The following is a 25,357-nucleotide window of genomic DNA, read 5'->3' on the forward strand; positions in this document are numbered from 1 at the left end:
TCCCGCGCGGGGATATAATAATTAAATTGATTTATTTAATTCATCTATGAATAAAACACATGAATTACTCACTCAAACAGCTGCGGGTGTTCGTCGTTGTCGCCCGCCACGGCAGCTTCAGCCGCGCCGGCGAGGCGATCGGCCTGACGCAATCGGCGGTCAGCCACAGCGTGAAAGAGCTGGAGGCGGAGGTCGGCGTGCGTTTGCTGGATCGCACCACGCGTGAAGTGGTGTTGACCGACGCCGGCCTGCGGCTGGCCAACCGGGTTGAACGGTTGCTGGACGAACTGCAGGCTGCTTTGCTGGATGCGCGCAGCTTTGGCGTACAGCGCAGCGGCACGGTGCGGGTGGCGACGAGCCAGACCATTTCCGCCCATCTGATGCCGCAGTGCATCGCCGCCGGCGAGCGCCAATACCCGGAGATCCGCATCATGCTGCGCGATCAGGCGCAGCAGCAGGTGCTGCACAGCGTGCGTAACGCCGAGGTGGATTTCGGCATCGTGGTCGATCCGGTGCAAGCGGTGGATCTGGAGTGCGAAGCGGTGCTGCATGAACCGTTCCTGTTGCTGTGCCGCGACGATCACCCGTTTGCTGCGCAGCAGGCGGTACGTTGGTCGGCATTGAACGGCTGCCGTCTGGTGCTGCAGGATTATGCGTCGGGCAGCCGGCCGCTGATCGACAGCGCGCTGAGGCAGCAGGGGGTGGAAGCGCAGGTGGTGCAGGAAATCGGCCATCCGGCGACGCTGTTCCCGATGGTGGCGGAGGGGATCGGCATCAGCATTTTCCCGGCGTTGGCGCTGCCGCTGCCGGAAGGGGGGCGGCTTCGGGTACGGCGGCTGGTGCCGGAAATTAACCGCGCGCTGATGCTGGTGCGGCGCAAGAACCGCTCGCTGACGCCGGCGGCGGAGGCCATCTGGCAGGTGGCGCGTCAGCAGGCGGCGCTGCTGCAACAGCGCCGGCGGGAAAACGCGGAATATTGACTCAGATATAGACGTCCACCGCGTTGAGCGGCGTTGGGCGGTTTACGCCGTCGCCGGCTCGCGCCGCGGCTTTTTCCATTTGCTCCTGCTGCTGCTTTTCCATTTCTTCTTTCTGGATGCGCGCGATCTCGGCTTGCAACATCTTGATCTGCGCTTCGATCAGCTGTTTCTGCTTTTCGATTTCCTTAGGATCGGCGTTGGAGTCCTTCAGTTCCACCAGCTTTTGCTGCAGCGCCTGAATCTGCCGGTTCAGCGCCTTGATGCGCGCCGAGGCGCGGCTTTCGTTGAGATTAACCGGTTCGTCATTGCCGTTGGCGCGTTCGTTTTTCTCCATCTTGCCGCCTTGCGGCTGGTTGTTGACCGGCTTGGCCATCAGCAATTCGCCCTGATGGCCCGGCGCGCTGAAGACGTTGCTGACGCCGGGGACGGTATTCTTGATCGGTACGATCATGGTGATGGTGGTCGACATGGTTGCTCTCCCTGAGTCTGGATCTCGCTGTTCAGGGTATCGGCAGCGGCGGCTAAATCTTTACCTGCCGCAGACGCGGCCAACGCTGCAGCCAGCCTTTGTCGACCACGCGCTGGGCATAGGCCGCGCGATCGCCGTTTTTCGCGTTGAAGGTGATGGTGTCGTCGAACAGCGCCGCGAGCCCGAAGGGGGCCACCAGCGTGATGCTGTCGTCGGCGTTCAGGCGCGCGCCGATCGCCGTTTCCACTTCGGTCCAGAAGCTGATGGCCTCTTCGCTGTCGCGGTAAGGCGCCCGGCCGCCGCGCAGGTGCATCCGCGCCTGGTTCTTGACCGACCAAGGCCGCGGCAGCCACTGTTGCAGCCGCGCCTCCAGCATGCGATCGCGCTCAGCGTCCGCACGCTCCGCATCGAAGTGGATCACGTCGATATCGTTGAGCGGCGTGGGCTCCGTATAGCCATGGCGCCGATCCCACACCAGATTGCGCACAAAGCCGGCGCCGAGGCACCAGTCATTCAGGCCGAGCCGGCGCACGGTGCGCAGGGCGGCCATGCGTGCGTTATCCTGTTGCAGCCAGTTGATAATTTGACGTTGCGGATCCATCACCCCTCCTGTTTTCGCGGCTACTGTAACCCGAAGCGGCAACGGGTGAAATGGGGGAAAGCGCGATGGCGGCGATAGCAGGCAAATTAATTTTCTTGCTTCACTGACTACACTTGGTGCAGGGCTGTTATCTCGTCACGCAGGGCAAGGGAGGGGGCTATGTTTCAGGCAACGGTGGGCCAACGCGGCTATCGCTTTGGCGATCTGCGGCAGCTGATGGCGAAAGCATCGCCGGCGCGTTCCGGCGATTATCTGGCGGAGGTGGCGGCGGAAAGCGCCGAAGAGCGCATGGCGGCGCGCATCGCGCTGGCGGATGTGCCGCTCAAGGCGTTCCTGCAGCAGGCTCTGGTGCCGTACGAACAGGACGAGGTGACGCGCCTGATCATCGACAGCCACGACGCCGCCGCCTTTGAGCCCATCTCGCACCTCACGGTCGGCGATTTTCGCGACTGGCTGCTGAGCGAGCAGGCGGACAGCGCCATGCTGGCGCAGGTGGCCGCCGGCATTACGCCGGAGATGGCGGCGGCGGTAAGCAAGATCATGCGCAATCAGGATCTGATCCTGGTGGCGAAGAAATGCCGAGTGGTGACGCGCTTTCGCAACACGATCGGTCTGCCGGGCCACCTCAGCGTGCGGCTGCAGCCCAATCACCCGACCGACAGCCTGCAGGGCATCGCCGCCAGCATGCTGGACGGTCTGCTGTACGGCAGCGGCGACGCGGTGGTCGGCATCAACCCGGCCAGCGACAGCCTGCCGCTGCTGGAAAAGCTCAACTATATGCTGGACGAGGTGATCCAGCGCTTCGCCATTCCCACCCAATCCTGCGTGCTGACCCATGTGACCAACACGCTGCGGCTGATGGAGCGCGGCGCGCCGGTGGATCTGGTGTTTCAGTCGATCGCCGGCACCGAGACGGCCAACCGTGGTTTCGGCATCAGCCTGGCGCTGCTGGCGGAGGCGCAGCAGGCGGCGCTGAGCCTTAGGCGCGGCACATTGGGCGATAACGTGATGTATTTCGAAACCGGGCAGGGCAGTTGCCTGTCGGCCAACGCGCATCACGGCGTCGATCAGCAGACCTGCGAGGCGCGCGCCTATGCGGTGGCGCGCCATTTCTCGCCGCTGCTGATCAACACCGTGGTGGGGTTTATCGGCCCCGAATACCTGTATGACGGCAAGCAAATTATCCGCGCCGGGCTGGAGGACCACTTCTGCGGCAAGCTGCTCGGCCTGCCGCTGGGCTGCGACGTCTGCTACACCAACCATGCCGAAGCCGATCAGGACGACATGGACACGCTGCTGACGCTGTTGGCCGCCGCCGGGTTGACGTTCCTGATCGGCGTGCCGGGCGCGGACGACATCATGCTCAACTACCAAAGCACCTCGTTCCATGACGCGCTCTATATCCGCGAGCTGCTGGGGCTGAAGCATGCGCCGGAGTTCGCCGCCTGGCTGGCGGCGATGAACATCACCGACGAACGCGGGCGGCTGCGCGACGCCGCCGCCAATCACCCGTTGTTGCTGGCGCTGCAGGGAGAACGGACATGAGCAAACCGGTTCACGTCAACAGTTGGAACGCGCTGCGCGCCTTTACCGACGCGCGCATCGCGCTGGGGCGCACCGGCGCCAGCCTGCCGACCGACGAGCTGCTGCGCTTCGGCCTGGCCCATGCCCAGGCGCGCGACGCGGTGCATCAGCCTTTCGACAGCGAGCGGCTGGCGGCGGATTTGCACGAGGCCGGTTGGCCCACGCTGGCGGTGCACAGCCAGGCCGCCGACCGCGCCGCCTACCTGCGCCGACCGGATCTGGGGCGGCGATTGGCGCCGGACAGCCGCAGCCTGCTGCTCGGCTTACCATCGCGCCGTGTCGATCTGCTGCTGGTGGTGGCGGACGGCCTCTCCTCCAAGGCGGTGCACCGTCAGGCGCTGCCGCTGCTGCAGGCGCTGCGACCTTATCTCGATACGCTGGGATTGAGCGTGACGCCGGTGGTGCTGGCGCATCAGGCGCGGGTGGCGCTGGGGGATGAGATCGGCGAATGCCTGCAGGCCCGGGCGGTGGCGGTGCTGATCGGCGAACGGCCGGGGCTGTCGTCGCCGGACAGCCTGGGCATTTATTTAACCTGGGAGCCGAATGCGCGCAGAACGGACGCCGAGCGTAACTGCATCTCCAACGTGCGGCCGGAGGGGCTGGATTACCCGCAGGCGGCGTTCCGTCTGGCCTGGTTGCTGGAGCAGGCGTTCCAGCGGCGGCTGAGCGGCATCGAGCTGAAGGACGAGAGCGACAATCCGGCGCTGCACAACCGGGTGACACCGCTTTACCCCCAATTGGGCGGCTGACCGAGGGTTTGCTGCAGCAGGGCGGTGAAGGCCGCCAGCCGGGCGGACACCTTCGCCATCGGGCGCAGCAGATAGATGCCTTGCTGCTCATGGCGCGGATCTTCGAGCATCTGAACCAGTTGCCCATTCTGCACGTCTGGCCCCACCACCCAGTTGGGCAGAAAGGCGATGCCGAGGCCGAGCAGCGCCGCCTGGCGCTGCGCGGTGAAGTCGTCGCAGCGCAGCGCCATGGTGCAGCGGCTCATCAGCGCCGCGTCGAGGATCTGCGCCCAGCAGGCCGGCTGCTGTTTGTGGTAGCGGGCGATCAGCCGATGCTGCGGCAACGCTTCCAGATCGCTCGGCAGGCCATAGCGGGCGACGTAGGCGGGGCTGGCGCACATCACCCAGCGTTGCGTGGCGATACGGCTGGCGTATAGCGCGCTGTCCTTCTGTTCGCCGATGCGGAGGGCGGCGTCCAGCCGTTCCTGGGTCGGATCGGTCTGGCGTTCGGTCAGATCGAGATCGACAGACAGCTGCGGATGGCGTTCCGCCAGCGTCGGCAGCAGCGGCAGCACATAGGTTTTGCCGAAGGTCGGCAGGCAGCTGATGCGCAGCGTGCCCTGCGGCGTTTCGTTTAACGCGCTCAGCTCGGCGTGAATACCGGTAATGTCCGCCATCAGCGCGGCGGCGCGCGTTAGCAGCAGCTCGCCGGCGTCGGTCAGCAGCAGCCCACGGGTGGAGCGGACGAACAGCGCGGCGCCGAGCGCGCTTTCCAATGCGTCGATATGGCGCACCAGCGAGGAGGGCACCATGCCCAGCCGGCGAGCGGCGGCGGAAAAGCTGCCCAGGCGGGCCACGTCGAGAAAGATCGGCAGATGTTCAACATAACGGGCGTCATTCATTTTTGCATTATATGCAAAAGCGTTTCTTATGAATACCCGCTTCTCTGTCGGCGGCGCTGCGGCTACTCTGGCTGCGGGTTGACGGCGGGCTTCAACGCCGCCGCATCCCGGCCGTATAGAGAAAAAACGCATAAACCTCGCGGCGCTTAGCACTAAATAACAGATGTTTTTCCCAGGCTGCATGAGCCGCCTGCGGAGTTGATTGTCGCTCCAACACCAGATTAACCGTTCAATTTGATATCCGACACAGCATTAATGATTAGTGAGCCTTTACTTTCACACATCATGCCGTGGGTTCTGGATATCGGCCGGCCAGCCGTGCCGGTTTTTTTGTCGCCTCAGGCTGAATCGTTCCAACTGATGAACGCGCCTTAGGGGGCATCTTGGCCCGCCGTCGGTGGGTCTTTTGAACGCGCGGAATCGCGATCCCGCGCTGGTGGAGGAGTGAGTCATGAACGAAAAACACGGGTGTTCCTGTGCGCGCCATTTGGCGCAGGGTTTTGCCAGGCAGTCGATCAACGCCGGGGAGGGCGAAATCTATCAAATCTCGCTGATGAGCGCGCTCATCGACGGGGTCTACGAGGGTGAAACCACCATTGCCGAGTTGCTCAAACACGGCGATTTCGGCCTCGGCACCTTCAATCACCTGGACGGCGAACTGATCGCTTTCGACCAGGAAATACACCAGCTGCGCGCCGACGGCAGCGCCCGCCCAGCCGGTTTGCAACAGAAAACTCCTTTCGCCGTCGTCACCTTTTTCCAGCCCAGCATCAGCCAACAGTTCGACCGGCCGATTACCAAGGCGCAACTGCATCAGTGCATCGACGAACAGGTCGCCTCGCCGAACCTGTTCTGCGCGGTACGGGTCGACGGTGAGTTCAGTCACGTGGAAACCCGCACCGTGCCGCGCCAGGAGCGGCCCTACCGCCCGATGTTGGAAGCGATAGAAGAGCAGCCGACCTTCTCGTTTCATCAACGGCGCGGCACGCTGGTCGGTTTCCGCTCGCCGGATTACATGCAGGGCATCGGCGTGGCCGGCTATCACGAACACTTCGTTACCGACGACCGCAGCGGCGGCGGCCACGTGCTGGACTACCAGCTCGATCATGGCCGCCTGCAGTTCGGCGTCATCACCCGTCTCAATCTTCAGTTGCCGCATGATGCGGATTTCTTGCGCGCTAACCTCTGCCCAGAGGATTTGGATCGCGCGATTCGTTCCGCCGAGGGCTAACCCCGGCGATCGTTTTCTTAGGAGGTGGAACCATGGCACAGGAAAAAACAGGCAATGACTGGCAATGCGGCGCCGATTTGGTGGTGAAAAACCTGGAAGCGCAGGGCGTCAAACACGTTTTCGGCATTCCGGGCGCCAAGATCGATCGGGTGTTCGACTCGCTGGAGGATGCGCCATCGATCGACACGGTGGTGGTGCGGCATGAGGCCAACGCGGCCTTTATGGCGGCGGCGGTCGGCCGCCTGACCGGCAAGGCCGGGGTGGCGCTGGTCACCTCCGGGCCGGGCAGCTCCAACCTGATCACCGGGCTGGCCACCGCCACCTCGGAGGGGGACGCGGTAGTGGCCTTTGGCGGGGCGGTGAAGCGCGCCGACAGCCTGAAGCAGACGCACCAGAGCATGGATACCGTCAGCATGTTCCGGCCAGTGACCAAGTATTGCGCCGAAGTGCATGCCGGTTCGGCGATTTCCGAGGTGATCGCCAACGCCTTCCGCCGCGCCGAGTTTGGCCGGCCGGGAGCATCATTCGTCAGCCTGCCGATGGATATCGTCAATGAACCGGTCAGCGCGCCGGTGCTGGCCGGCTGCCGCTTGCCGCGCATGGGGGCCGCGGCGGCGGACGACATCCAGGCGGCGGTGAAGCTGATTCGCCAGGCCAAATGCCCGGTATTGCTGCTCGGTTTGCAGGCCAGCCGGCCGGAGAACAGCGAGGCGGTGCGCCATCTGCTGTACCGCACCCATATGCCGGTGGTCGGCACCTATCAGGCGGCGGGGGTGATCGACGTCAACCACTTCGCCCGTTTCGCCGGCCGCGTCGGCCTGTTCAACAACCAGCCGGCCGATCAGCTGTTGCAGAAGGCCGATCTGGTGGTGAGCGTCGGCTATGATCCGATCGAATACGATCCCTGCATGTGGAACAGCCACGGGCGGCTGAGGCTGGTGCACATCGACGTGCTGCCGGCGGATATCGACACCTGCTATCGGCCGGATGTCGAACTGGTGGGCAACATCAGCGCCACGTTGAACATGATGACCGAAGCGTTCAATGAGGCGGTCTGCGTGCCGCCGGAGGTGGAGCTGATCCTCTCCGATCTCGGCCGTCAGCGCACAGAACTGGCGGAACGCGCCGCGCGCCGCGGCGGCATGCCGATCCATCCGCTGCGCATCGTCAAGGAGCTGCAGGACATCGTCAGCGACGACGTGACGCTGTGCGTGGACATGGGCAGCTTCCACATCTGGATCGCCCGTTACCTTTACAGCTTCCGCGCCCGCCAGCTGTTGATCTCCAACGGCCAGCAAACCATGGGGGTGGCGCTGCCGTGGGCCATCGGCGCGGCGCTGGTGCGCCCCGGCGATAAGGTGGTGTCGATCTCCGGCGATGGCGGCTTCATGCAGTCGAGCATGGAACTGGAGACCGCGGTGCGGTTGAAAAATAACATCGTGCACGTGATCTGGGTCGATAACGCCTACAACATGGTGGAGATGCAGGAAGTGAACAAATACCAGCGCAAATCCGGCGTGGAGTTTGGGCCGATTGACTTCAAGGCCTATGCGGAATCCTGCGGCGCGGTCGGTTTCGCCGTGCAGTCGGTGGACGACCTGCGGCCGATGCTGCGCAAGGCGATGGCGATCCAGGGACCGGTGGTGGTGGCCATTCCGGTCGACTACGCCGACAACTATAAGCTGATGGCGCAGATGAACTTCAGCCAGATGATTTAATTTCATCATCGCGCTGTTTCACCGGGGCAGGCCGCTTGCGCGCCTGCCCGTTTTTATGCGCGGAATTTATCCTTTACATCGCTAACTGCATGATTTATTGCTATCCGTTGGGCTGTTTTTTCACCACTGGGGATAGCGCAATGAAAAGAAAAGCAATAACGATCGGGCTGCTGGCGTTGGCGATTGCCGGCGGCGCGCGGGCCAATACGCTGGTCTACTGTTCCGAAGGTTCACCGGAAGGCTTCAACCCGCAGCTGTTCACCTCCGGCACCACGGTAGACGCCAGTTCGGCGGCGATCTACAACCGGCTGGTGGATTTCAAACCCGGCACCGTCGAGCTGCAACCCAGCCTGGCGGAAAGCTGGGAGGTGAGCGAAGACGGCAAGCGCTATACCTTCCATCTGCGCAAGGGCGTGGCATTCCAGAGCAATAAATATTTTACGCCCACCCGCGATTTCAACGCCGATGACGTCATCTTCTCGTTTATGCGCCAGAAGGACGCCAACAACCCGTATCACAAGGTCTCCAACGGCGCCTACACCAACTTCGAGTCGATGGAGTTCGGCACGCTGATTGACCGGATCGTCAAGGTGGATGACCACACCGTGCGCTTTGAGCTCTCCCGCGCCGAGGCGCCGTTCGTCGCCGATCTGGGCATGTACTTCGCCACCCTATTATCGGCGGAATATGCCGACGCGATGCTGAAGGCCGGCACGCCGCAGCGGGTGGACAACGATCCGATCGGCACCGGGCCGTTCCAGCTGGTGCAGTACCAGAAGGATGCGAAAATCCTCTACAAGGCGTTCGATCGTTACTGGGAAGGCAAACCGAAGATCGACCGGCTGGTGTTTTCGATCACGCCGGATGCGACGGTGCGTTACGCCAAGCTGCAAAAGAACGAGTGCCAGGTGATGCCGTTCCCCAACCCGGCGGATCTGGCGCGCATGCGGCAGGACGGCAACCTTCAGGTGATGGAAAAATCTGGTTTGAATATCGGTTTCCTGGCGTTCAATACCCAGAAGAAGCCGTTGGATAACGTCAAGGTGCGCCAGGCGTTGGCGCTGGCGGTCAACAAACCGGCGATCATCGACGCGGTGTTCCACGGCGCCGGCCAGCCGGCCAAGAACCTGCTGCCGCCGACCCAATGGGGCAGCAACGCGCAGCTTGAAGACTACCCGTATTCGCCGGAGCGGGCGAAGCAGCTGTTGCAGGAGGCCGGGCTGGGGCAGGGTTTCGACATCGATCTGTGGGCGATGCCGGTGCAGCGGCCCTATAACCCCAACGCCAAGCGCATGGCGGAGATGATCCAGGCCGACTGGGCCAAGATCGGCGTGCGCGCCAAAATCGTCACCTTCGAGTGGGGCGAGTATTTACAGCGGATTAAAAACGGCGAGCACCAGACCGCGCTGATGGGCTGGACCACCGCCAACGGCGATCCGGACAACTTTTTCGGCCCGCTGTTCACCTGCGCTTCGCTCGGCGGCTCCAACTCGGCGAAATGGTGCTATAAACCGTTCGACCAGCTGATCCTGCAGGCGCGTGAAGAGAACGATCACGCCAAACGGGTGGCGATGTACCAGCAGGCGCAGGTGATGATGCACGATCAGATGCCGGCGCTGATGATCGCGCACTCGACCATCTTCGAACCGGTGCGCAAGGAAGTGAAAGGCTACGAGATAGACCCGTTCGGCAAACACATCTTCAAACAGGTGTCGCTGGAGAAGTAACCAAAAGGCCGGGGTAACCCGGCCTTTTTCATGCCTGCGGCGTGTCGCAGTGGTAGCGGCCGCGCGGGATCACCAGCGGCGTGTGGGACAGCGGATCGTCGATGATCATGCACGGCATGCCGAACACTCGCTCCACCAGTTCGGCGGTGATGATCTCCGCCGGTTTCCCCTCCGCCACGATCTTGCCGTCGCGCATGGCGATGATGTGATCGGCATAGCGGCAGGCGTGGTTGAGATCGTGCAGCACCGCGATCATGGTTTGACCGCGCTCGCGGTTAAGCTGGCGGAACAGATCCAGCAGCTCAATCTGGTGCGCGATGTCGAGGTAGGTGGTCGGCTCATCCAGCAGCAGCAGCGGGGTTTGCTGCGCCAGCGCCATCGCCACCCAGACGCGCTGACGCTGCCCGCCGGACAGTTCGTCGACGCTGCGGTCCGCTAATTGGCTGACGTTGGTGGCCGCCATGGCGGCTTCCACCGCCTGTTTGTCGGCCTGCGTCCACTGTTTCAGCAGGCTCTGATGCGGATAGCGGCCGCGCGACACCAGATCCGCCACGGTGATGCTGTCCGGCGCGATTGAAGTTTGCGGCAGCAGGCCAAGCTCGCGCGCCAGCGCCTTGGTGGCGAAGCTGCTGATGTTCTTGCCGTCCAGCATCACCTCGCCGGCGCTGGGTTTCAGCAGGCGGCACAGGGCGCGCAACAGCGTCGATTTGCCGCAGGCGTTCGGCCCGACGATCACCGTGAAGGCGCCGTCGGGGATCGCCACGCTCAGATCGTCAGCGATGATTTTATTGTCGTAGCCCAGCTTCAGGTGCGAGGCGTGCAGGCGGTGGCTCATGGCATTATCACTCTTCATTATCTGCGGGCCTCTCGGATGAGCAGCCAAATCAGGTACAGGCCGCCGATGCAGACGGTCACGACCCCGACCGGCAGTTGGATCGGCGCGAAAAGATGTTGGGACACCACGTCGGCGCCGAGCAGCAACGCTGCGCCCATCAGCGCCGAGGAGGTCAGGGTGACCGAGGATTGTCCGGCCAGGCGACGGGCGATCTGCGGCGCCGCCAGCGCGATAAAGGAAATCGGCCCGGCGGTGGCGGTGACGGCGGCGGTGAGGGTAACGCCAAACAGCATCAGCCACAGCCGGCTGCCTTCGGCGTTGACGCCCAGCGCGCGCGCCGTGTCGTCGCCCATTTCCAGCAGCTGCAGCCGTTTGCCCATCAGCAGCGCGGCCGCGGCCGCCAGCACGATGAACGCCGTGGCGGGCTGGGCTTTTTGCCAGGTCATGCCGTTGAGCGAACCGGCCTGCCACATGGCGGCGTCCATGGCGCGCTCAAGCGAAGCGGTGATGATCAGCCAGGTGTTGGTGGAAACCAGCACTGCGCTGATGGCGATGCCGACGATGATCAACCGGAAACCGGCGATGCCTTGCCGCCAGGCCAGCAGATAGATGGCCAGCGCCGAGAGAATGCCGCCGGCCAGCGCGCCGCCGGCGATGTAATAGTAGCCGCCGTTGAACAGGGTGATGGCGATCAGCGCGCCGGTGTAGGCCCCCATGTTAAAGCCGATCACGTCCGGGCTGCCGAGCGGGTTGCGGATAATCGACTGGAAAATGGCGCCGCTCATGCCGAGCGCGGCGCCTAACAACAGCGCCATGGCGATGCGGGGCAAGCGCCATTGGGTGACCACGGTCACCAGATTTTTCGGCGCCTCGCCGCTGAGCGCGGCAAAGACTTGCTCCAGCGAGAGCTGCAGCGTGCCGTAGCACAGAGCGGCAACCGCCATCGCCAGGCATAACGCCAGCAGCGAAAGGTTGACCAACAGCAGGCGCAGCGGCACGCGCCAGTTGATGACGCCGTCCGGACGGCCGATATGCAGCGTGTGCGGCAGACTCATCACAAGCCCCCCAGCGTTTTCTTGCGGCGCACCAGCCAGATCAGTACCGGCGCGCCGATAAAGGCGGCGACGATGGAAACCCGCAGTTCACCGGCCGCCAGCAAGCGGCCGACCACGTCGGCGCACAGCAGTAAAATCGGCGCCAGCAGCATGGAATAGGGCAGGATCCAGCGTTGGTCGGGGCCGACCCACCAACGGGCGATATGCGGCACCATCAGGCCGATGAAACTGATCGGACCGACGGTGGCGGTCGCCGCGCCGCACAGCAGCGTGATGGCGATCACCGCGACGATCTGAGTCAGCACCACGCGCGCGCCGAGCGCGATAGCCAAATCTTCCCCCATGCCGATGGTATTCAGCGGCCGGGCGATGAGCAGCGTCAGCAGGCAGCCGAGCAAAATGGCGGGGGCGGTGACCGGCAGCGTGGACAGCGTGCGGATATCCAGCGTGCCGGCCTGCCAGAAGCGCAGTTGGTCAAAGGTTTGCGGATCGATCAGCGACAGCCCGGTGGTGATGCCGAGCAGCACCGCGCCGATCGCCACGCCAGCCAGCGTCAGTCGCACCGGGTTGATGCGCCCGCCCGCCAGCGTGCCGATCAGGTAGACCAGCAGGGTGGTGAGGGCCGCGCCGACAAAGGCATAGGCCATATAGCTTTCGGTGGTGGCGGCGCCGAAAAACATGATGCCGATGACTACGGCGAAGCTGGCGCCGGCGTTGATGCCGAGCACGCCGGGATCGGCCAGCGGGTTGCGCGTCAGCGCTTGAATCAGCGCGCCGGCGGCGCCGAGCGCCATGCCGGCCAGGATGCCCGCCAGCGTACGGGGTACCCGGGCATTGAGAATGATGGTGCTGTCGGAACCGCTCGCGGCGCCCTGCAGGCTGAGCCAGACGGTATGGAAGGGGATGGCTTTGGAACCCAGCATCAGGCTGGCCATGATGCATAGCAGCAACAGCGCCAAACCGATACCGAACCCGGCGATGCGTTTGAAGCCACTGGCGTAAGCTGCGTGCGGTGCGGACGAAAGCGTCCGCTCAGTCGGAGTGGGTATGTTCACACCGGTAACTCCTGTATGATTTTTATTCTCATTGTTATTTGCGTTCATGCGGGGGCAATAGTAGCACGAGTTTACGCCCGCATGCACCCGCCGGTTGGCGGCGCAGGTGCAATGATGATGTTAATAACTATTGATATTTCAATTGATTGAATGTGAATGCTTGCCCGCTTGCGGAAAGCGTCGGCAGGGGGCTGGCCTGCCGACGGCGTGATTCAGGGCTTTTTGAACAACCGTTCGATTTGGTTCAGCATGTTGGTGGCGCTGTAGTAATCGAGGCGGAAGGTGTCGTTGCCGACGGCGTAGACGTGCCGCTGTTCCACCGGCTCCAGATGTTTGAGGAACGGGTTGGTCAGCACCTCTTGCACTTTGCGCTCATTGGTGGCGAACAGGATCAGGGTTTTGCCATTCAGGCCTTCGGCCATTTTTTCGCCGGAGATCTGGATGATGTCATGGCGTTTCCCCATGCTGGTGTTGCCTTTGGCGCTTTCCGGCGGGGTGGCCAGTTGGAAACCGAGCTGGGTCAGCAGTTTGCCCTGGGCAGAACCCGGCGTCCACAGCATGGCCTCGCGGCCGTTGTCGGCATACACCAGCGGAGTGGTGGGCTGCGGCGGCAGCGCGATCGCCTGCTTCACTTGCTCCACGCGCTGTTCGAAACGATCTTCCGCCTGTTTGGCGCCGGCTTCATGACCGGTGATCTCGCCGAGCTCGCTGGCCAGCTGCTGCCAGCTTTTGTCGCCATAATCGAGCACCAGCGTCGGCGCAATGGCGGACAGCTGGTCATACAGTTTCAACGCCGAATCCCCGCCGGTCGCGGCGACGACGATCAAATCCGGCGCGGCGGCGGCGACGGCTTCGGCATTGGGCTCCACCTGGTACAGCCGCTCGACGTGGCGCTGCTTGGCCACCTCGCTCCATTGGGTAAAGAAACCTTGTTTATCGGCCACCAGGGGATTTGGGCTGGTGGCGGCGCTGGCGACCACCGGGGCGTCGATAGCCAGCAGCGTGCCGGTGATGGTGACGCTGGTGGACACGATGCGCTGCGGCGGTTTTTCCAGCGTGAATTTCCCTTTGACGCTGTCGATGGTGCGCGGCCAACTGCTGTCGGTTGCGGGAGCGGACGGTTTCTGCCCGTCGCTCTTGTCGTCCGGGCCGCAGCCACTGAGCAGCAGGCTGGAAGTGGCGATAAATGCAATGAACAGCTGGCGTAAGGATAGGGTCATGAGCGGGCTCTTTCTTTCCTTGAACTAAGGCGTATCAATCCGGCGGCGGATTGGCTGCGTGGTGGATGCCCGCTAATTTACCATTCAAGCCGCCAAAATGATAACCATTCGTATCTCAGCGCGTAGTGAATACAGAAAGAATAAGGAGATAGGGGCAGTGAGTGAGGCAGAAACGAAAAAAGCGCCAAAAGGCGCTTTTTTCTGAATGGGTGGGTCGTGCAGGATTGATTCGGCCTGTGGCCTCACCCTGCGGGCAACGCTGCGCGTTGTCGTATCGCTGCGCGATGCTCGAACCTGAACGCAGGATCTCACCCGCACGACTCAGTGGGCCATGTCAGTAAGAAGATAGAAGCAGATTCAGATGGCGCAGAAACGAAAAAAGCGCCCAAAGGCGCTTTTTTCTGAATTGGTGGGTCGTGCAGGATTCGAACCTGCGACCAATTGATTAAAAGTCAACTGCTCTACCAACTGAGCTAACGACCCGCAGAAGTGGTGGGTGATGACGGGCTCGAACCGCCGACCCCCTCCGTGTAAAGGAGATGCTCTACCAACTGAGCTAATCACCCACTTCAGGACTTCCAGGTTACTGCTAAACGAGAGAATGATGGTGGGTGATGACGGGCTCGAACCGCCGACCCCCTCCGTGTAAAGGAGATGCTCTACCAACTGAGCTAATCACCCTCATTCGTTCTCATTTTTTCTCAACAAGATGGTGGGCGATGACGGGCTCGAACCGCCGACCCCCTCCGTGTAAAGGAGATGCTCTACCAACTGAGCTAATCGCCCCGTCTTGTTGGAGTCGCATTATAGGGATAGTTCAAAGTGAGTCAACGGTTTTTAAAATGATTTCAATCGTTCGCCGCAAATTTAGGCAGGGCGCGATAATAATCGCCAGCAGCGCCGATTCTTTGCGCGATGCTATGCGAAACTCGCCGCAAAACGCGCGAAATCGACCGGTGCAACATCGTGTCGGCGTTGAGGAATTAGCGCGTGGTGATACAATGTCGTCCACTCTTTTTTCAATTCCGAGCAATCGTCGGCAACCGCCGACACGCGTTGCGTAATAAGGCAGTGAACCCAATGAAAATCAAAACCCGTTTTGCACCGAGCCCGACCGGCTATCTTCACGTCGGCGGCGCGCGTACCGCACTTTATTCCTGGTTGTTCAGCCGCCATGCGGGCGGTGAGTTCGTTCTGCGTATCGAAGATACCGATCTGGAACGTTCTACCCAGGACGCGATCGACGCAATTATGGATGGCATGAACTGGTTGAACCTGGATTGGGATGAAGGCCCGTATTTCCAGACCAAGCGTTTCGATCGCTACAACGCGGTCATCGACGAGATGCTGGAGCAGGGCACGGCGTATAAATGCTATTGCTCCAGGGAACGTCTGGAAGCGCTGCGCGAGAAGCAGATGGAAAACGGCGAGAAGCCGCGTTACGACGGCCACTGCCGCGACAGCCAGTGCAGCCACACCGACGACGAGCCGCACGTGGTGCGCTTCCGTAACCCGCAGGAAGGCTCGGTGATCTTCGACGACAAAATTCGCGGCCCGATCGAATTCAGCAACCAGGAGCTGGACGATCTGATCATCCGCCGCACCGACGGTTCGCCAACCTATAACTTCTGCGTCGTCGTCGATGACTGGGACATGGAAATCACCCATGTGATCCGCGGTGAAGACCACATCAACAACACCCCGCGCCAGATCAACATTCTCAAAGCGCTGGGCGCGCCGGTGCCGGAATACGCGCACGTGTCGATGATCCTCGGCGACGACGGTAAAAAACTGTCCAAGCGCCACGGCGCGGTGGGCGTCATGCAGTATCGCGACGACGGCTATCTGCCGCAGGCGCTGCTGAACTACCTGGTGCGTCTGGGCTGGTCCCACGGCGATCAGGAGATCTTCTCCATCGATGAGATGAAAGAGTTCTTCACGCTGGAAGCGATCAACAAATCCGCCAGCGCCTTCAACACCGAGAAGCTGCAGTGGCTGAACCACCATTACATCAACCATATGCCGGCGGAAGAAGTGGCGGTGCATCTGGCATGGCACGTTGAGCAACTGGGCATTGAAACCCGCAACGGCCCGGAACTGAAAGACATCGTCAAGCTGCTGGGCGAGCGCTGCAAGACGCTGAAAGAGATGGCGGAGTCTTGCCGTTACTTCTACGCAGACTTCAGCGAGTTCGACGCCGACGCGGCCAAGAAGCACCTGCGCCCGGTGGCGCGTCAGCCGCTGGAAGCGGTGCGCGCCAAGCTGGCCGCCATCACCGTCTGGACGCCGGAAAACGTGCATGACGCCATTCAGGGCACGGCGGATGAGTTGGGTGTTGGCATGGGCAAAGTCGGCATGCCGCTGCGCGTCGCGGTGACCGGCGCCGGCCAGTCGCCGGGTATGGACGTGACCGTGCATGCGATCGGCCAGAAGCGTTCGCTGCAGCGCATCGACATGGCGCTGGCTTATATCGCCGAGCGCGAAGCGCAAGCCTGATTCGCTGCTACGCCATAAAGCAAAAGCCCCGAGGAGCAATCCCGGGGCTTTTTTCATGGCGGTTGTCAGGCGTGTTCGCTGGCCGGCAAACCGGGGCGATAGGCGAGGAAATACATCAGCCCGACAAAGCCGGCGCCGCCCAGCGCATTGCCGAGAAATACCGCGACGAAATTAGGCAGGTACTGCTCCCAGCCCATGCCGCCGGCGAAGATGGCCGCCGGGATGATGAACATGTTCGCCACCACGTGCTGGAAACCGATGGCGACAAAAGCCATGACCGGGAACCACATGCCGATCACTTTGCCCGGCACATCCTTGCTGGCGAAGGCTAACCACACCGCCAGGCACACCAGCCAGTTGCAGCCGACGCCGGAGATGAAGGCGTGCAGGAAGTCCGCATCCACTTTGGCCTGCGCGATCGCCAGCGTCTTATGCAAAAACGCGCCTTCGGTCAGGCCCAGCAGGTGGCCGAAAAAGTAGGCGACGGCCACGCTGCCGGCCAGGTTGGCCAGGGTGACCCAAAACCAGTTGCGCAGCACGGCGATGGCGGGGATTTCACGAGCGAACCAGGCCATTGGCAAGGTCATCATGTTGCCGGTCAGCAGTTCGCCGCCGGCCAGAATGGTCAGGATCAGGCCGATCGGGAACACCGCTGCGCCCAACAGCGCGCCGAAAGAGCCCCATTCGGCCGGCAGGGTGCCGATGACGTGAATATCCAGCAGGAAGCCGGTGGCGATAAAGGCGCCGGCGAGAAAGCCCAGAATCAGCAGATTAGCGAGCGGGGCGTGGCTTTTGTTTACCCCGGCCTGAACGGCGAGGGCGGCGATTTCTTTTGGTGAATGCAAAGACATGACGGACTCGGTTTATAGTAATGAAATTTATGGCGCGGGCAGTCTATGCCGCTCGGGAGTCCGACTCAAGCGCATTTCGCTAACATTCCGTTAATTAAAAATCAACGTGATATGCAGGGTCTTTCGCCATTTTGAGATGTAGCGCGCAAAATGGATGAACTCTGCACAAAGTGATGATTTTTTGGCGCCAAAGATGCTGATTTGGCGGCTTTTTCAACGCTTGATTCAGTAATTCAATTTAGCCGTTGACAGCTTTGAGCGGGTTTCATATTATGCGCCCCGTTCACAGCACAAAGTGATTGTGGAACGGGGCTATAGCTCAGCTGGGAGAGCGCTTGCATGGCATGCAAGAGGTCGACGGTTCGATCCCGTCTAGCTCCACCAACCTTCTTCTCAGAAAGGTTGAGGATACCGTAACGCCGGTCAACGCGTACCACTTTTGTGGGGCTATAGCTCAGCTGGGAGAGCGCTTGCATGGCATGCAAGAGGTCGACGGTTCGATCCCGTCTAGCTCCACCACCATTTAAAAAGCCGACCTTAGGGTCGGATTTTTGCTTTGCGTCATTTAACCTTCGCCGAATGCCGGCCAATAAAAAAGGCGCCCGCAGGCGCCTTGTTATCGCAGTCGGTTCGAGGCTTAGCCCAGCACCAGACCCGCGATGGAAGCGGACAGGATGCTGACCAGCGTAGAGCCGTACACCAGCTTCAGGCCAAAGCGTGACACCACGTTGCCCTGGTGTTCGTTCAGGCCCTTGATCGCACCGGCCACGATGCCGATGGAAGAGAAGTTGGCGAAGGACACCAGGAACACCGACAGGATCCCCAGGCTGCGCGGCGACAGCTCGGCAGAGACTTTCTGCAGTTCCATCATGGCCACGAATTCGTTGGAAACCAGCTTGGTGGCCATGATGCTGCCAACCTGCAGGGCTTCGTGCTTAGGAATGCCCATGATCCAAGCGAATGGATAGAAGAAGTAGCCGAGGATTTCCTGGAAGCTCAGGCCGAAAATGGCGCTGAACACACCGTTGAGCGCGGCGATCAGGGCGATGAAGCCAATCAGCATCGCGGCGACGATAATCGCTACTTTGAAGCCCGCCAGGATGTATTCACCCAGCATTTCAAAGAAGCTCTGGCCTTCGTGCAGGTTGCCGAGGTGCAGCTCTTCTTCTTTATTGGTGTCGTACGGGTTGACCAGCGACAGCACGATAAAGGTGCTGAACATGTTCAATACCAGCGCCGCCACCACGAACTTGGCGTCCAGCATGGTCATATAGGCGCCGACGATGGACATGGAAACCGTAGACATCGCGGTCGCCGCCATGGTGTACATGCGCTTTTCCGACATCTTGCCCAGGATATCCTTGTAGGCGATGAAGTTTTCGGATTGCCCCAGGATCAGCGAGCTGACGGCGTTAAACGACTCCAGCTTGCCCATGCCGTTCACTTTCGACAGCACGGTGCCGATAATGCGGATGATGAACGGCAGCACCTTGATGTACTGCAGAATACCGATCAGCGCCGAAATGAAGACGATTGGGCACAGCACCTTCAGGAAGAAGAACGCCAGGCCTTTGTCGCCCATGCCGCCGAACACGAAATCAGTCCCTTGTCCCGCAAACCCGAGCAGTTTGTCAAACAGCGCGGCGAATCCTTTTACGAAGCCCAAACCCGCTTCCGAATGCAGGAAAAAGTAGGCCAGCAGTACTTCGATAACCAGTAGTTGAATAACATAGCGAATGCGGATGCTTTTACGATCGCGGCACACCAACAGGGCCAGGATCGCCACCACCACTATCGCCAACGCAAAGTGCGCAATATGGGACATGTTTGCTCCAAATTTGAGGCAGGCTGAATTTCGGCTGTCATTTTATGTAACGCTACGTTTAAAAACGAGACTTCTATTGCAAATATGGAAAATCATAGTGGGAGTTCTCCTAAAGTGTTGCGCAAAAGCATAAAAAATCAAGATGTTAAAGCAGCAATAGGAAATTCGTATTCTTGTGCTAACCTGTCTTTCAGGGGTATTGCAGCCAAAATCCCATCCCAAAAGCACGGAAATCGGCAAGCTCCGCGCTGAACCCTTCGATAAAACCGTTAATGTTGGCTATTACAGAGATAAGTTTTACCGCTCTAAATGCGCTTGATAATTATTATCATTTATATAGAGTGGAGATAAACGTAATTTCAGTAAGGGTTCAACATATGCTGAACAGTCGCGTGGTTGAAACCACCTCCGGTCGCTCCGCCAGAAAAATCAAACTCTCGCTCATGGGGCCCGCCTTCATCGCCGCTATCGGCTATATCGATCCCGGCAACTTCGCCACCAACATCCAGGCCGGCGCCTCATTCGGCTACAGCCTGCTGTGGGTGGTGGTTTGGGCCAACGTGATGGCGATGCTGATCCAGCTGTTGTCCGCCAAGCTGGGCATCGCCACCGGGAAAAATCTGGCCGAGCATATTCGCGATCGCTTTCCGCGGCCGGCGGTGTGGGCCTATTGGGTACAGGCGGAGATCATCGCCATGGCGACCGATCTGGCTGAGTTTATCGGCGCGGCGATCGGCTTCAAGCTGCTGCTCGGTGTCTCTCTGTTGCAGGGCGCAGTGCTGACCGGCATCGCCACCTTTTTAATTCTGATGCTGCAAAAACGCGGGCAAAAGCCGCTGGAGCTGGTGATCGGCGGGCTGTTGTTGTTCGTCGCCGCCGCTTACATCGTCGAGCTGGCGTTCTCCCAGCCGCAGTTGGCGCCGCTGCTGAAGGGGATGGCGCTGCCCGATTTGCCTAATGGCGATGCGGTATTCCTGGCTGCCGGGGTATTGGGCGCCACCATCATGCCGCACGTGATCTATCTGCATTCGTCGCTCACCCAAATCGGCGGCGAGCACGACAAGGCGGAACGCTATGCCGCCACCAAAGTCGACGTCGCCGTGGCTATGACCATCGCCGGTTTCGTTAATCTGGCGATGATGGCCACCGCCGCCGCCGCGTTTCATTTCAGCGGCCACAGCGGCATCGCCGATCTCGACGTGGCTTACCTGACGCTGCAACCGCTGCTCGGGCACGCCGCCGCCACCGTGTTCGGCCTGAGCCTGGTGGCCGCCGGCCTCTCTTCTACCGTGGTGGGCACGCTGGCGGGGCAGGTGGTGATGCAGGGGTTCGTGCGTTTCCATATTCCGCTGTGGCTGCGGCGCGCGGTGACCATGCTGCCGTCGTTTATCGTCATCATGTTGGGGATGGATGCGACGCGCATTCTGGTGCTGAGTCAGGTGCTGCTCAGCTTCGGCATTGCGCTGGCGTTGGTGCCGCTGCTGGCTTTCACCGGCAATCGGGCGCTGATGGGGGAAATGGTCAACGGCCCGCTGGTGCAAAACCTGGGCAAGCTGATCGTGCTGGTGGTGGTGGGATTGAACGGCTACCTGCTGATCGGCAGCGTGCTGTAAGCAAAAACAGTGCGGGCCGGCGTTGCGCCGGCCCGTCGTCGTTAATCGCGGTCGTCATCGCCGTGGCGGCGCCAGCGATCGCGGTCATGATCGTGGTGGTGCTTTTTCTCTTTCTTCCAGTGGTGCTTATCGTAGTGTTTGTCGTATTTACGATAGCGTCCTTCATGGTAGTAATAGTGTTTACGCCAGTAGTCGCCATCGCGCCAGCGATAGCCGTCCCAGTAGTAACCGCGACGGCTGCGGTCGCCGAGATAACGCCCCTGATGGCCTTGCCACCAGTCGCGATCCCGCCAATCGTAACCATCCCAATAGCGGCCGCGGTTATCCTGATCGCCGATGCGCAATGAAACGCCCGGCATCAGATCGATGCTGATCCCTTCGGCATGCGCCTGCTGTGCGGCGGGCAGTACCGTCGCCGCCAAAATGGCGGCCAAGAGCAGAGGTTTAAACATGGCTTCTCCTTCCCGCTTGCGCGGCCTGGCCGTTTGTCACTTTATGAAGCGCGTTCATCAGTTTAAAAGCGGCCTTATCGTTATTTTTGCTGCAATATCGGCATCATAGCGCCGGCGCATAGGGTTGAATCTGAGAGCCACTCTGAAAATGATACAGGAGGTTAAGATTTGAGATTTTTCTGGGGTAGCGCCGCTCGATTGAACGGCGGAATTTGTAAACGATTACAATAAGATTGTCTCGATCTGCGCGAGCTCTTCTTCACTAAAGTGACGATTGGCCAGCATGCCCACCGCGTCTTCTATCTGCGCATTCTTGCTGGCGCCGATCAGCACTGAGGTAACGCGATCGCCGCGCAGCACCCAGGCCAGCGCCATCTGCGACAGCTTCTGCCCGCGTTGCCGCGCCAGCGCATCGAGGCGGCGCACCTTGTCCAGTCGCTCGGCGGTCAGCTGCTCCGGCTGCAGGAAGCGGCTGCCGCTGGCGGCGCGAGAATCTTGCGGTATGCCGTGCAGGTAGCGATCGGTCAGCAGTCCGCCCGCCAGCGGCGAGAAGGCGATAGATCCGACGCCATGTTCCTCCAGCGTATCCAGCAACGCCGTCTCCGGCCCGCGTTCCAACATCGAATACTTTGGCTGGTGGATCACGCACGGCGTGCCGAGCCGCTGCAGAATGTCGAACGCCTGTCGCGCGCGCTCGGCTGGGTAGTTGGACAAACCGACATACAGCGCTTTGCCCTGGCGCACCAGCAGATCCAGCGCCGCCATGGTTTCTTCCAGCGGCGTGTCCGGATCCGGCCGATGATGATAAAAGATATCCACATACTCCAACCCCATGCGCTTCAGGCTCTGATCGAGGCTGGCGACCAGGTACTTTTTCGAGCCCCAATCGCCGTAGGGGCCGGGCCACATGGTGTAACCGGCTTTGGATGAGACGATCAGCTCATCGCGCCAGGCCCGTAGATCGGCGTTGAGAATGCGGCCAAAGTTCTCCTCGGCGGCGCCGGGCGGCGGGCCGTAGTTATTGGCCAGATCGAAATGGGTAATGCCGCGATCGAAGGCGCAGCGGATCAGGCCGCGGGCGTTGTCGTACAGCGTGGCGTCGCCGAAGTTGTGCCACAGCCCGAGTGAGACGGCGGGCAGCTTCAGCCCGCTGCGGCCGCAGCGCCGGTATTCCATATCTTGATAACGCGAGGGGGAGGCTGGGTAAGACATAGTTATCCTTGTCGGCGAGAGGTGAAGTGCTTTGAGTGTATACGTTTTCACCTCGCGCTGCCGCGGGAGGGATCACGGCGCCGGCATGTAACGCCAGGTTGCCGTTCGACGCAGGGGGGATTGTTCGAAATTCGAACGGCATCTTCGATACTTAAGATAATCGCTCCAGTTGCAGACAGGTGATGATCATGACTCAGACCTATACGGTGGCCGATTATCTGCTCGATCGTCTGGCCCAAATCGGCATCCGTCATTTCTTCGGCGTGCCGGGGGATTACAACCTGCAATTTCTCGATCACGTCCTCGCTCATCCGCAAATCACCTGGGTAGGCTGCGCCAACGAACTGAACGCCGCCTACGCAGCCGATGGCTATGCGCGCTGCAAACCGGCGGCCGCGCTGCTCACCACCTTTGGCGTCGGCGAGCTGAGCGCGCTGAACGGCGTGGCCGGCAGCTACGCCGAATACCTGCCGGTGATCCACGTGGTCGGCACACCGGCGCAGCGCGCCCAGCGCGCCGGTGATTTGCTGCACCATTCGCTGGGGGATGGCGACTTCACCCACTTCGCCCGGATAGCCAAAGAGGTGACCGTCGCGCAGGCCGACCTGACCGCCGACAACGCCGCGCTGGAGATAGACCGCCTGATCGGCGCCGCCTTGCTGGAGCATCGCCCGGTTTACCTGATGTTGCCCAGCGACGTCGCGCAGGCGCCGCTGCCGAATAAACCGGCGCCGCTGATGCTGCGTCAGGCCAAACTGTCGCAGAGCGCATTGCAGGCGTTTATCGCCGCAGCGCGCGAAAAGCTGCTGTCGGCGCGGCGGGTGTCGCTGCTGGCGGACTTCCTCGCCGATCGCTTCGGCGCTGAAGCGGCGTTGGACGAGTGGCTGCAGGAGGTCGATATGCCGCACGCGACGCTGCTGCTCGGCAAGGGTGTGCTGGACGAGAACCGCGCCGGTTTCGTTGGTACCTACTGCGGCGGCGCCAGCGATCCGGCGGTGAAACAATTGATCGAAAACGCCGATGTGGTGATCAACGTCGGCGTACGCTTGACCGACACCATTACCGCCGGTTTCACGCATCATCTGCCGGTGGAAAAATGCATCGATATTCAACCGTTCGAAGCCTGGGTCGGGCGGCGGCGCTTTAGCCGCATTCCGATGCGCGAGGCGGTGCAGGCATTGCACCGCCTGAGCCTGTCGCTGGCGTCGCGTTGGCCGTTGCCGCCGATCGTCCGCCCGGCGCTGCCGGAAGGCGATGGGGAACGGCTGGATCAGCACGCCTTCTGGCGGCAGATACAGGATTTCCTGCGGCCGGGGGATATCGTGCTGGCCGATCAGGGCACCGCCTGTTTCGGCGCGGCGGCGCTGAGGTTGCCGCGTGGCTGCCGCCTGATCGTGCAGTCGCTCTGGGGATCGATCGGCTATACCCTGCCGGCGACGTTCGGCGTGCAGACCGCCGAACCGCAGCGCCGGGCAGTATTGCTGATCGGTGACGGCGCCGCGCAGTTAACCGTGCAGGAACTGGGATCGATGCTGCGCGACGGGCTTAAACCGGTGATCTTCGTGTTGAACAATCAGGGGTATACCGTTGAGCGCGCGATCCACGGGCCGGAGCAAAGTTATAACGACATCGCGCGCTGGAACTGGACGCAGTTGCCGACGGCGCTGGCCGGTGAGCGGCCGGTGAAGGCGTTGCGGGTCAGCGATCCGGACGGATTGCGTCAGGCGTTGCGCGAGGTAGCGGACGACGAGCGGCTGGCCTTCATCGAAGTGATGCTGCCGAAGATGGACATTCCGGAACTCCTCGATACCGTCTCTCGCGCTATTCAGGCGCGCAACGCCGCCGCTTAGGGCAGGGTGTCGCCCAGCAGGCGCTCCAGCATCCAGAACCCCGCCGGGCCCGGCGGGGTCAGTTTGGACCATACCGCATCCACCGAAATCAGCTTTGGCCAGCCGCGCGGCCGCAGCTGGGTGAGTCTGCCGTGGCCGTATTGCTGCACCAGCCAGTGCGGCAACACCGCCCAACCGAATCCTTGTTCCGCCATCTCCAGCAACAGCAGATAGCTGGGCGCCGACCAGACCAGTCCACCCTGTCTGGCCGCCTCGGCGCCGGTGTAGGTATTCAGGATCAGCTGGCGGGTGCTGGACAACTGCTCCGGCGTCGGCGCGGCGACCTGGGCCAGCGGATGCTGATGGGCGACGAACAGCCCCATTTCGGTCTGCTCAGGCAGCCGGGAGAAGGCGATATCCGGCGGATAACTTTTTTGCACTTCCACCATGCCCAAATGCGCGCGGCCGCTTTGCAGCAGATCGATGACGTCGCCTTCCTCGGCGATCATCCATTCCAGCTCAATTTCCGGGTAGCGCTGTTCGAACAGCTGCATCAACCGATCGTGATGCTTGGGCTGGTAGGTATCGGAAAACACCATGCTCAGGCGCGGTTCAACCTCGCCCGCCAGCTGAATGCTCAGGGCGTCGAGCCGTTCGCTGGCGGCGAGGATCTCCTGCACGTGCCCCAGTACCTTGCGGCCGGCGGCGGTGAGCACCGGTTGGCGCGCGCTGCGATCGAACAGCGTCAATGCCAGGTCGGCTTCCAGATTGGCGATGGCGGTGCTGACGGTGGATTGGCTTTTGCGCAGCTTGCGCGCGGCGGCGGAAAATGAGCCGAGGGCGGCGGCTTCCACGAACGCCTGCAACGCTTCCGGGGAATAGTGCATGATATATCTACTTTATCGATGGAACCTATTTTTAATCTACCCAAAAAAGCGATGATAATCACCTGGCTTTCGCAACAACTGTTGAAA

General features: G+C 61.4%; 21 protein-coding genes, 6 tRNA genes and 1 other RNA gene. 11 read left to right on the top strand and 17 right to left on the bottom strand.

All coding sequences use genetic code 11. From position 1 onward, the window contains the following. Nucleotides 1-59: 59 nt before the first annotated feature. The gene (locus ACMGGK_RS05850; protein WP_016926791.1) at nt 60-980 is read left to right on the top strand and encodes a LysR family transcriptional regulator; all 921 of its coding nucleotides are present in this window, start codon (nt 60-62) and stop codon (nt 978-980) included. A 1-nt stretch (nt 981) separates the two neighbouring features. On the opposite strand, the gene ACMGGK_RS05855 is transcribed toward ACMGGK_RS05850, so the two are convergent. Both ACMGGK_RS05855 and ACMGGK_RS05860 read right to left on the bottom strand, forming a co-directional pair. Then, nucleotides 982-1,449: a FlxA-like family protein gene (locus ACMGGK_RS05855; protein WP_239043730.1), complete on the bottom strand. Its 468-nt coding sequence runs from the start codon at nt 1,447-1,449 to the stop codon at nt 982-984. A 52-nt stretch (nt 1,450-1,501) separates the two neighbouring features. Beyond that, entirely contained in the window at nt 1,502-2,050 is a 549-nt protein-coding gene (locus tag ACMGGK_RS05860) for a nucleotidyltransferase family protein (RefSeq protein WP_049299538.1), read from the bottom strand. A 159-nt stretch (nt 2,051-2,209) separates the two neighbouring features. Between ACMGGK_RS05860 and ACMGGK_RS05865 the strand changes: the two genes are divergently transcribed. Further along, complete coding sequence (locus ACMGGK_RS05865; RefSeq protein WP_420276754.1) at nt 2,210-3,595, top strand: ethanolamine ammonia-lyase subunit EutB; 1,386 nt, start codon at nt 2,210-2,212, stop codon at nt 3,593-3,595. Next, a complete protein-coding gene (gene eutC / locus ACMGGK_RS05870; RefSeq protein ID WP_206194860.1) occupies nt 3,592-4,383 on the top strand; it encodes an ethanolamine ammonia-lyase subunit EutC in 792 nt (263 codons plus the stop codon). The genes ACMGGK_RS05865 and eutC overlap by 4 nt, the downstream gene beginning before the upstream one ends. Here the strand turns inward: eutC and ACMGGK_RS05875 are convergent. Next, nucleotides 4,362-5,264, bottom strand: a complete 903-nt coding sequence (locus ACMGGK_RS05875; RefSeq protein WP_151254460.1) for a LysR family transcriptional regulator — start codon at nt 5,262-5,264, stop codon at nt 4,362-4,364. The two genes, eutC and ACMGGK_RS05875, sit on opposite strands and share 22 nt — an antisense overlap. Before the next feature lie 451 nt (nt 5,265-5,715). Here ACMGGK_RS05875 and budA point away from each other — a divergent pair, with 451 nt between their 5' ends. The 3 genes from budA (at nt 5,716) to ACMGGK_RS05890 (ending at nt 9,940) form a co-directional block, all read left to right on the top strand. After that, nucleotides 5,716-6,495, top strand: coding sequence for an acetolactate decarboxylase (gene budA, locus ACMGGK_RS05880; RefSeq protein WP_004936416.1), 780 nt, complete (start codon nt 5,716-5,718; stop codon nt 6,493-6,495). A gap of 32 nt (nt 6,496-6,527) precedes the next feature. Next, nucleotides 6,528-8,213 carry an acetolactate synthase AlsS gene (gene alsS / locus ACMGGK_RS05885; protein ID WP_197758851.1) on the top strand — a complete coding sequence of 562 codons (1,686 nt, stop codon included), beginning with the start codon at nt 6,528-6,530 and terminating at the stop codon, nt 8,211-8,213. A 140-nt stretch (nt 8,214-8,353) separates the two neighbouring features. Continuing rightward, nucleotides 8,354-9,940, top strand: a complete 1,587-nt coding sequence (locus ACMGGK_RS05890) for an ABC transporter substrate-binding protein (protein ID WP_016926798.1) — start codon at nt 8,354-8,356, stop codon at nt 9,938-9,940. Nucleotides 9,941-9,968: 28 nt separating this feature from the next. Here the strand turns inward: ACMGGK_RS05890 and ACMGGK_RS05895 are convergent, their stop codons facing one another. The 9 genes from ACMGGK_RS05895 to ACMGGK_RS05935 form a co-directional block, all read right to left on the bottom strand. Next, nucleotides 9,969-10,775 (bottom strand): ABC transporter ATP-binding protein, encoded by an 807-nt coding sequence (locus ACMGGK_RS05895; protein WP_016926799.1) that lies wholly within the window; start codon nt 10,773-10,775, stop codon nt 9,969-9,971. A 17-nt stretch (nt 10,776-10,792) separates the two neighbouring features. Continuing rightward, nucleotides 10,793-11,830, bottom strand: a complete 1,038-nt coding sequence (fepG, locus tag ACMGGK_RS05900; RefSeq protein ID WP_016926800.1) for an iron-enterobactin ABC transporter permease — start codon at nt 11,828-11,830, stop codon at nt 10,793-10,795. Further along, on the bottom strand, nt 11,830-12,885 hold the full coding sequence (fepD, locus tag ACMGGK_RS05905; RefSeq protein ID WP_143778427.1) for a Fe(3+)-siderophore ABC transporter permease: 1,056 nt from the start codon (nt 12,883-12,885) through the stop codon (nt 11,830-11,832). The genes fepG and fepD overlap by 1 nt, the downstream gene beginning before the upstream one ends. A 212-nt stretch (nt 12,886-13,097) precedes the next feature. Continuing rightward, nucleotides 13,098-14,105, bottom strand: coding sequence for a Fe2+-enterobactin ABC transporter substrate-binding protein (gene fepB, locus ACMGGK_RS05910; RefSeq protein WP_033639716.1), 1,008 nt, complete (start codon nt 14,103-14,105; stop codon nt 13,098-13,100). A gap of 207 nt (nt 14,106-14,312) precedes the next feature. Then, nucleotides 14,313-14,437, bottom strand: a non-coding RNA gene (locus ACMGGK_RS05915) — RtT sRNA. 75 nt (nt 14,438-14,512) lie between these two features. Next, nucleotides 14,513-14,588: transfer RNA gene (locus ACMGGK_RS05920), tRNA-Lys, on the bottom strand. 7 nt (nt 14,589-14,595) lie between these two features. Continuing rightward, a tRNA-Val gene (locus ACMGGK_RS05925) sits at nt 14,596-14,671 on the bottom strand. Between the two features lie 39 nt (nt 14,672-14,710). Further along, nucleotides 14,711-14,786, bottom strand: a tRNA-Val gene (locus tag ACMGGK_RS05930). Between the two features lie 29 nt (nt 14,787-14,815). Next, nucleotides 14,816-14,891: transfer RNA gene (locus ACMGGK_RS05935), tRNA-Val, on the bottom strand. A 294-nt stretch (nt 14,892-15,185) separates the two neighbouring features. Between ACMGGK_RS05935 and gltX the strand changes: the two genes are divergently transcribed. Continuing rightward, nucleotides 15,186-16,601, top strand: coding sequence for a glutamate--tRNA ligase (gene gltX, locus ACMGGK_RS05940; protein ID WP_176062837.1), 1,416 nt, complete (start codon nt 15,186-15,188; stop codon nt 16,599-16,601). Nucleotides 16,602-16,666: 65 nt separating this feature from the next. Here gltX and ACMGGK_RS05945 read toward each other — a convergent pair whose 3' ends face one another. Further along, nucleotides 16,667-17,452 (bottom strand): formate/nitrite transporter family protein, encoded by a 786-nt coding sequence (locus ACMGGK_RS05945; RefSeq protein WP_420276755.1) that lies wholly within the window; start codon nt 17,450-17,452, stop codon nt 16,667-16,669. Nucleotides 17,453-17,760: 308 nt separating this feature from the next. Here ACMGGK_RS05945 and ACMGGK_RS05950 point away from each other — a divergent pair. Next, a tRNA-Ala gene (locus ACMGGK_RS05950) sits at nt 17,761-17,836 on the top strand. Between the two features lie 59 nt (nt 17,837-17,895). Beyond that, nucleotides 17,896-17,971 (top strand) — tRNA-Ala (locus ACMGGK_RS05955). 118 nt (nt 17,972-18,089) lie between these two features. On the opposite strand, the gene ACMGGK_RS05960 is transcribed toward ACMGGK_RS05955, so the two are convergent. Beyond that, entirely contained in the window at nt 18,090-19,277 is a 1,188-nt protein-coding gene (locus ACMGGK_RS05960; protein ID WP_004936373.1) for a NupC/NupG family nucleoside CNT transporter, read from the bottom strand. Nucleotides 19,278-19,654: 377 nt separating this feature from the next. Between ACMGGK_RS05960 and ACMGGK_RS05965 the strand changes: the two genes are divergently transcribed. Next, nucleotides 19,655-20,890 (top strand): Nramp family divalent metal transporter, encoded by a 1,236-nt coding sequence (locus tag ACMGGK_RS05965; protein ID WP_004936371.1) that lies wholly within the window; start codon nt 19,655-19,657, stop codon nt 20,888-20,890. A 41-nt stretch (nt 20,891-20,931) separates the two neighbouring features. Here the strand turns inward: ACMGGK_RS05965 and ACMGGK_RS05970 are convergent, their stop codons facing one another. Together ACMGGK_RS05970 and mgrA are read right to left on the bottom strand one after the other, a co-directional pair. Then, complete coding sequence (locus ACMGGK_RS05970) at nt 20,932-21,342, bottom strand: DUF2502 domain-containing protein (RefSeq protein WP_004936369.1); 411 nt, start codon at nt 21,340-21,342, stop codon at nt 20,932-20,934. Between the two features lie 222 nt (nt 21,343-21,564). Then, a complete protein-coding gene (gene mgrA, locus ACMGGK_RS05975) occupies nt 21,565-22,554 on the bottom strand; it encodes an L-glyceraldehyde 3-phosphate reductase (RefSeq protein ID WP_016926806.1) in 990 nt (329 codons plus the stop codon). Nucleotides 22,555-22,742: 188 nt separating this feature from the next. Between mgrA and ACMGGK_RS05980 the strand changes: the two genes are divergently transcribed. Further along, complete coding sequence (locus tag ACMGGK_RS05980) at nt 22,743-24,404, top strand: alpha-keto acid decarboxylase family protein (RefSeq protein ID WP_028127763.1); 1,662 nt, start codon at nt 22,743-22,745, stop codon at nt 24,402-24,404. Here the strand turns inward: ACMGGK_RS05980 and ACMGGK_RS05985 are convergent. Next, the gene (locus tag ACMGGK_RS05985) at nt 24,401-25,270 is read right to left on the bottom strand and encodes a LysR family transcriptional regulator (RefSeq protein ID WP_049300107.1); all 870 of its coding nucleotides are present in this window, start codon (nt 25,268-25,270) and stop codon (nt 24,401-24,403) included. The genes ACMGGK_RS05980 and ACMGGK_RS05985 overlap by 4 nt on opposite strands. Nucleotides 25,271-25,357 lie beyond the last annotated feature (87 nt).

The organism is Serratia sp. BNK-33-b, assembly GCF_048684565.1.
Classification (GTDB): Bacteria; Pseudomonadota; Gammaproteobacteria; order Enterobacterales; family Enterobacteriaceae; genus Serratia; species Serratia marcescens.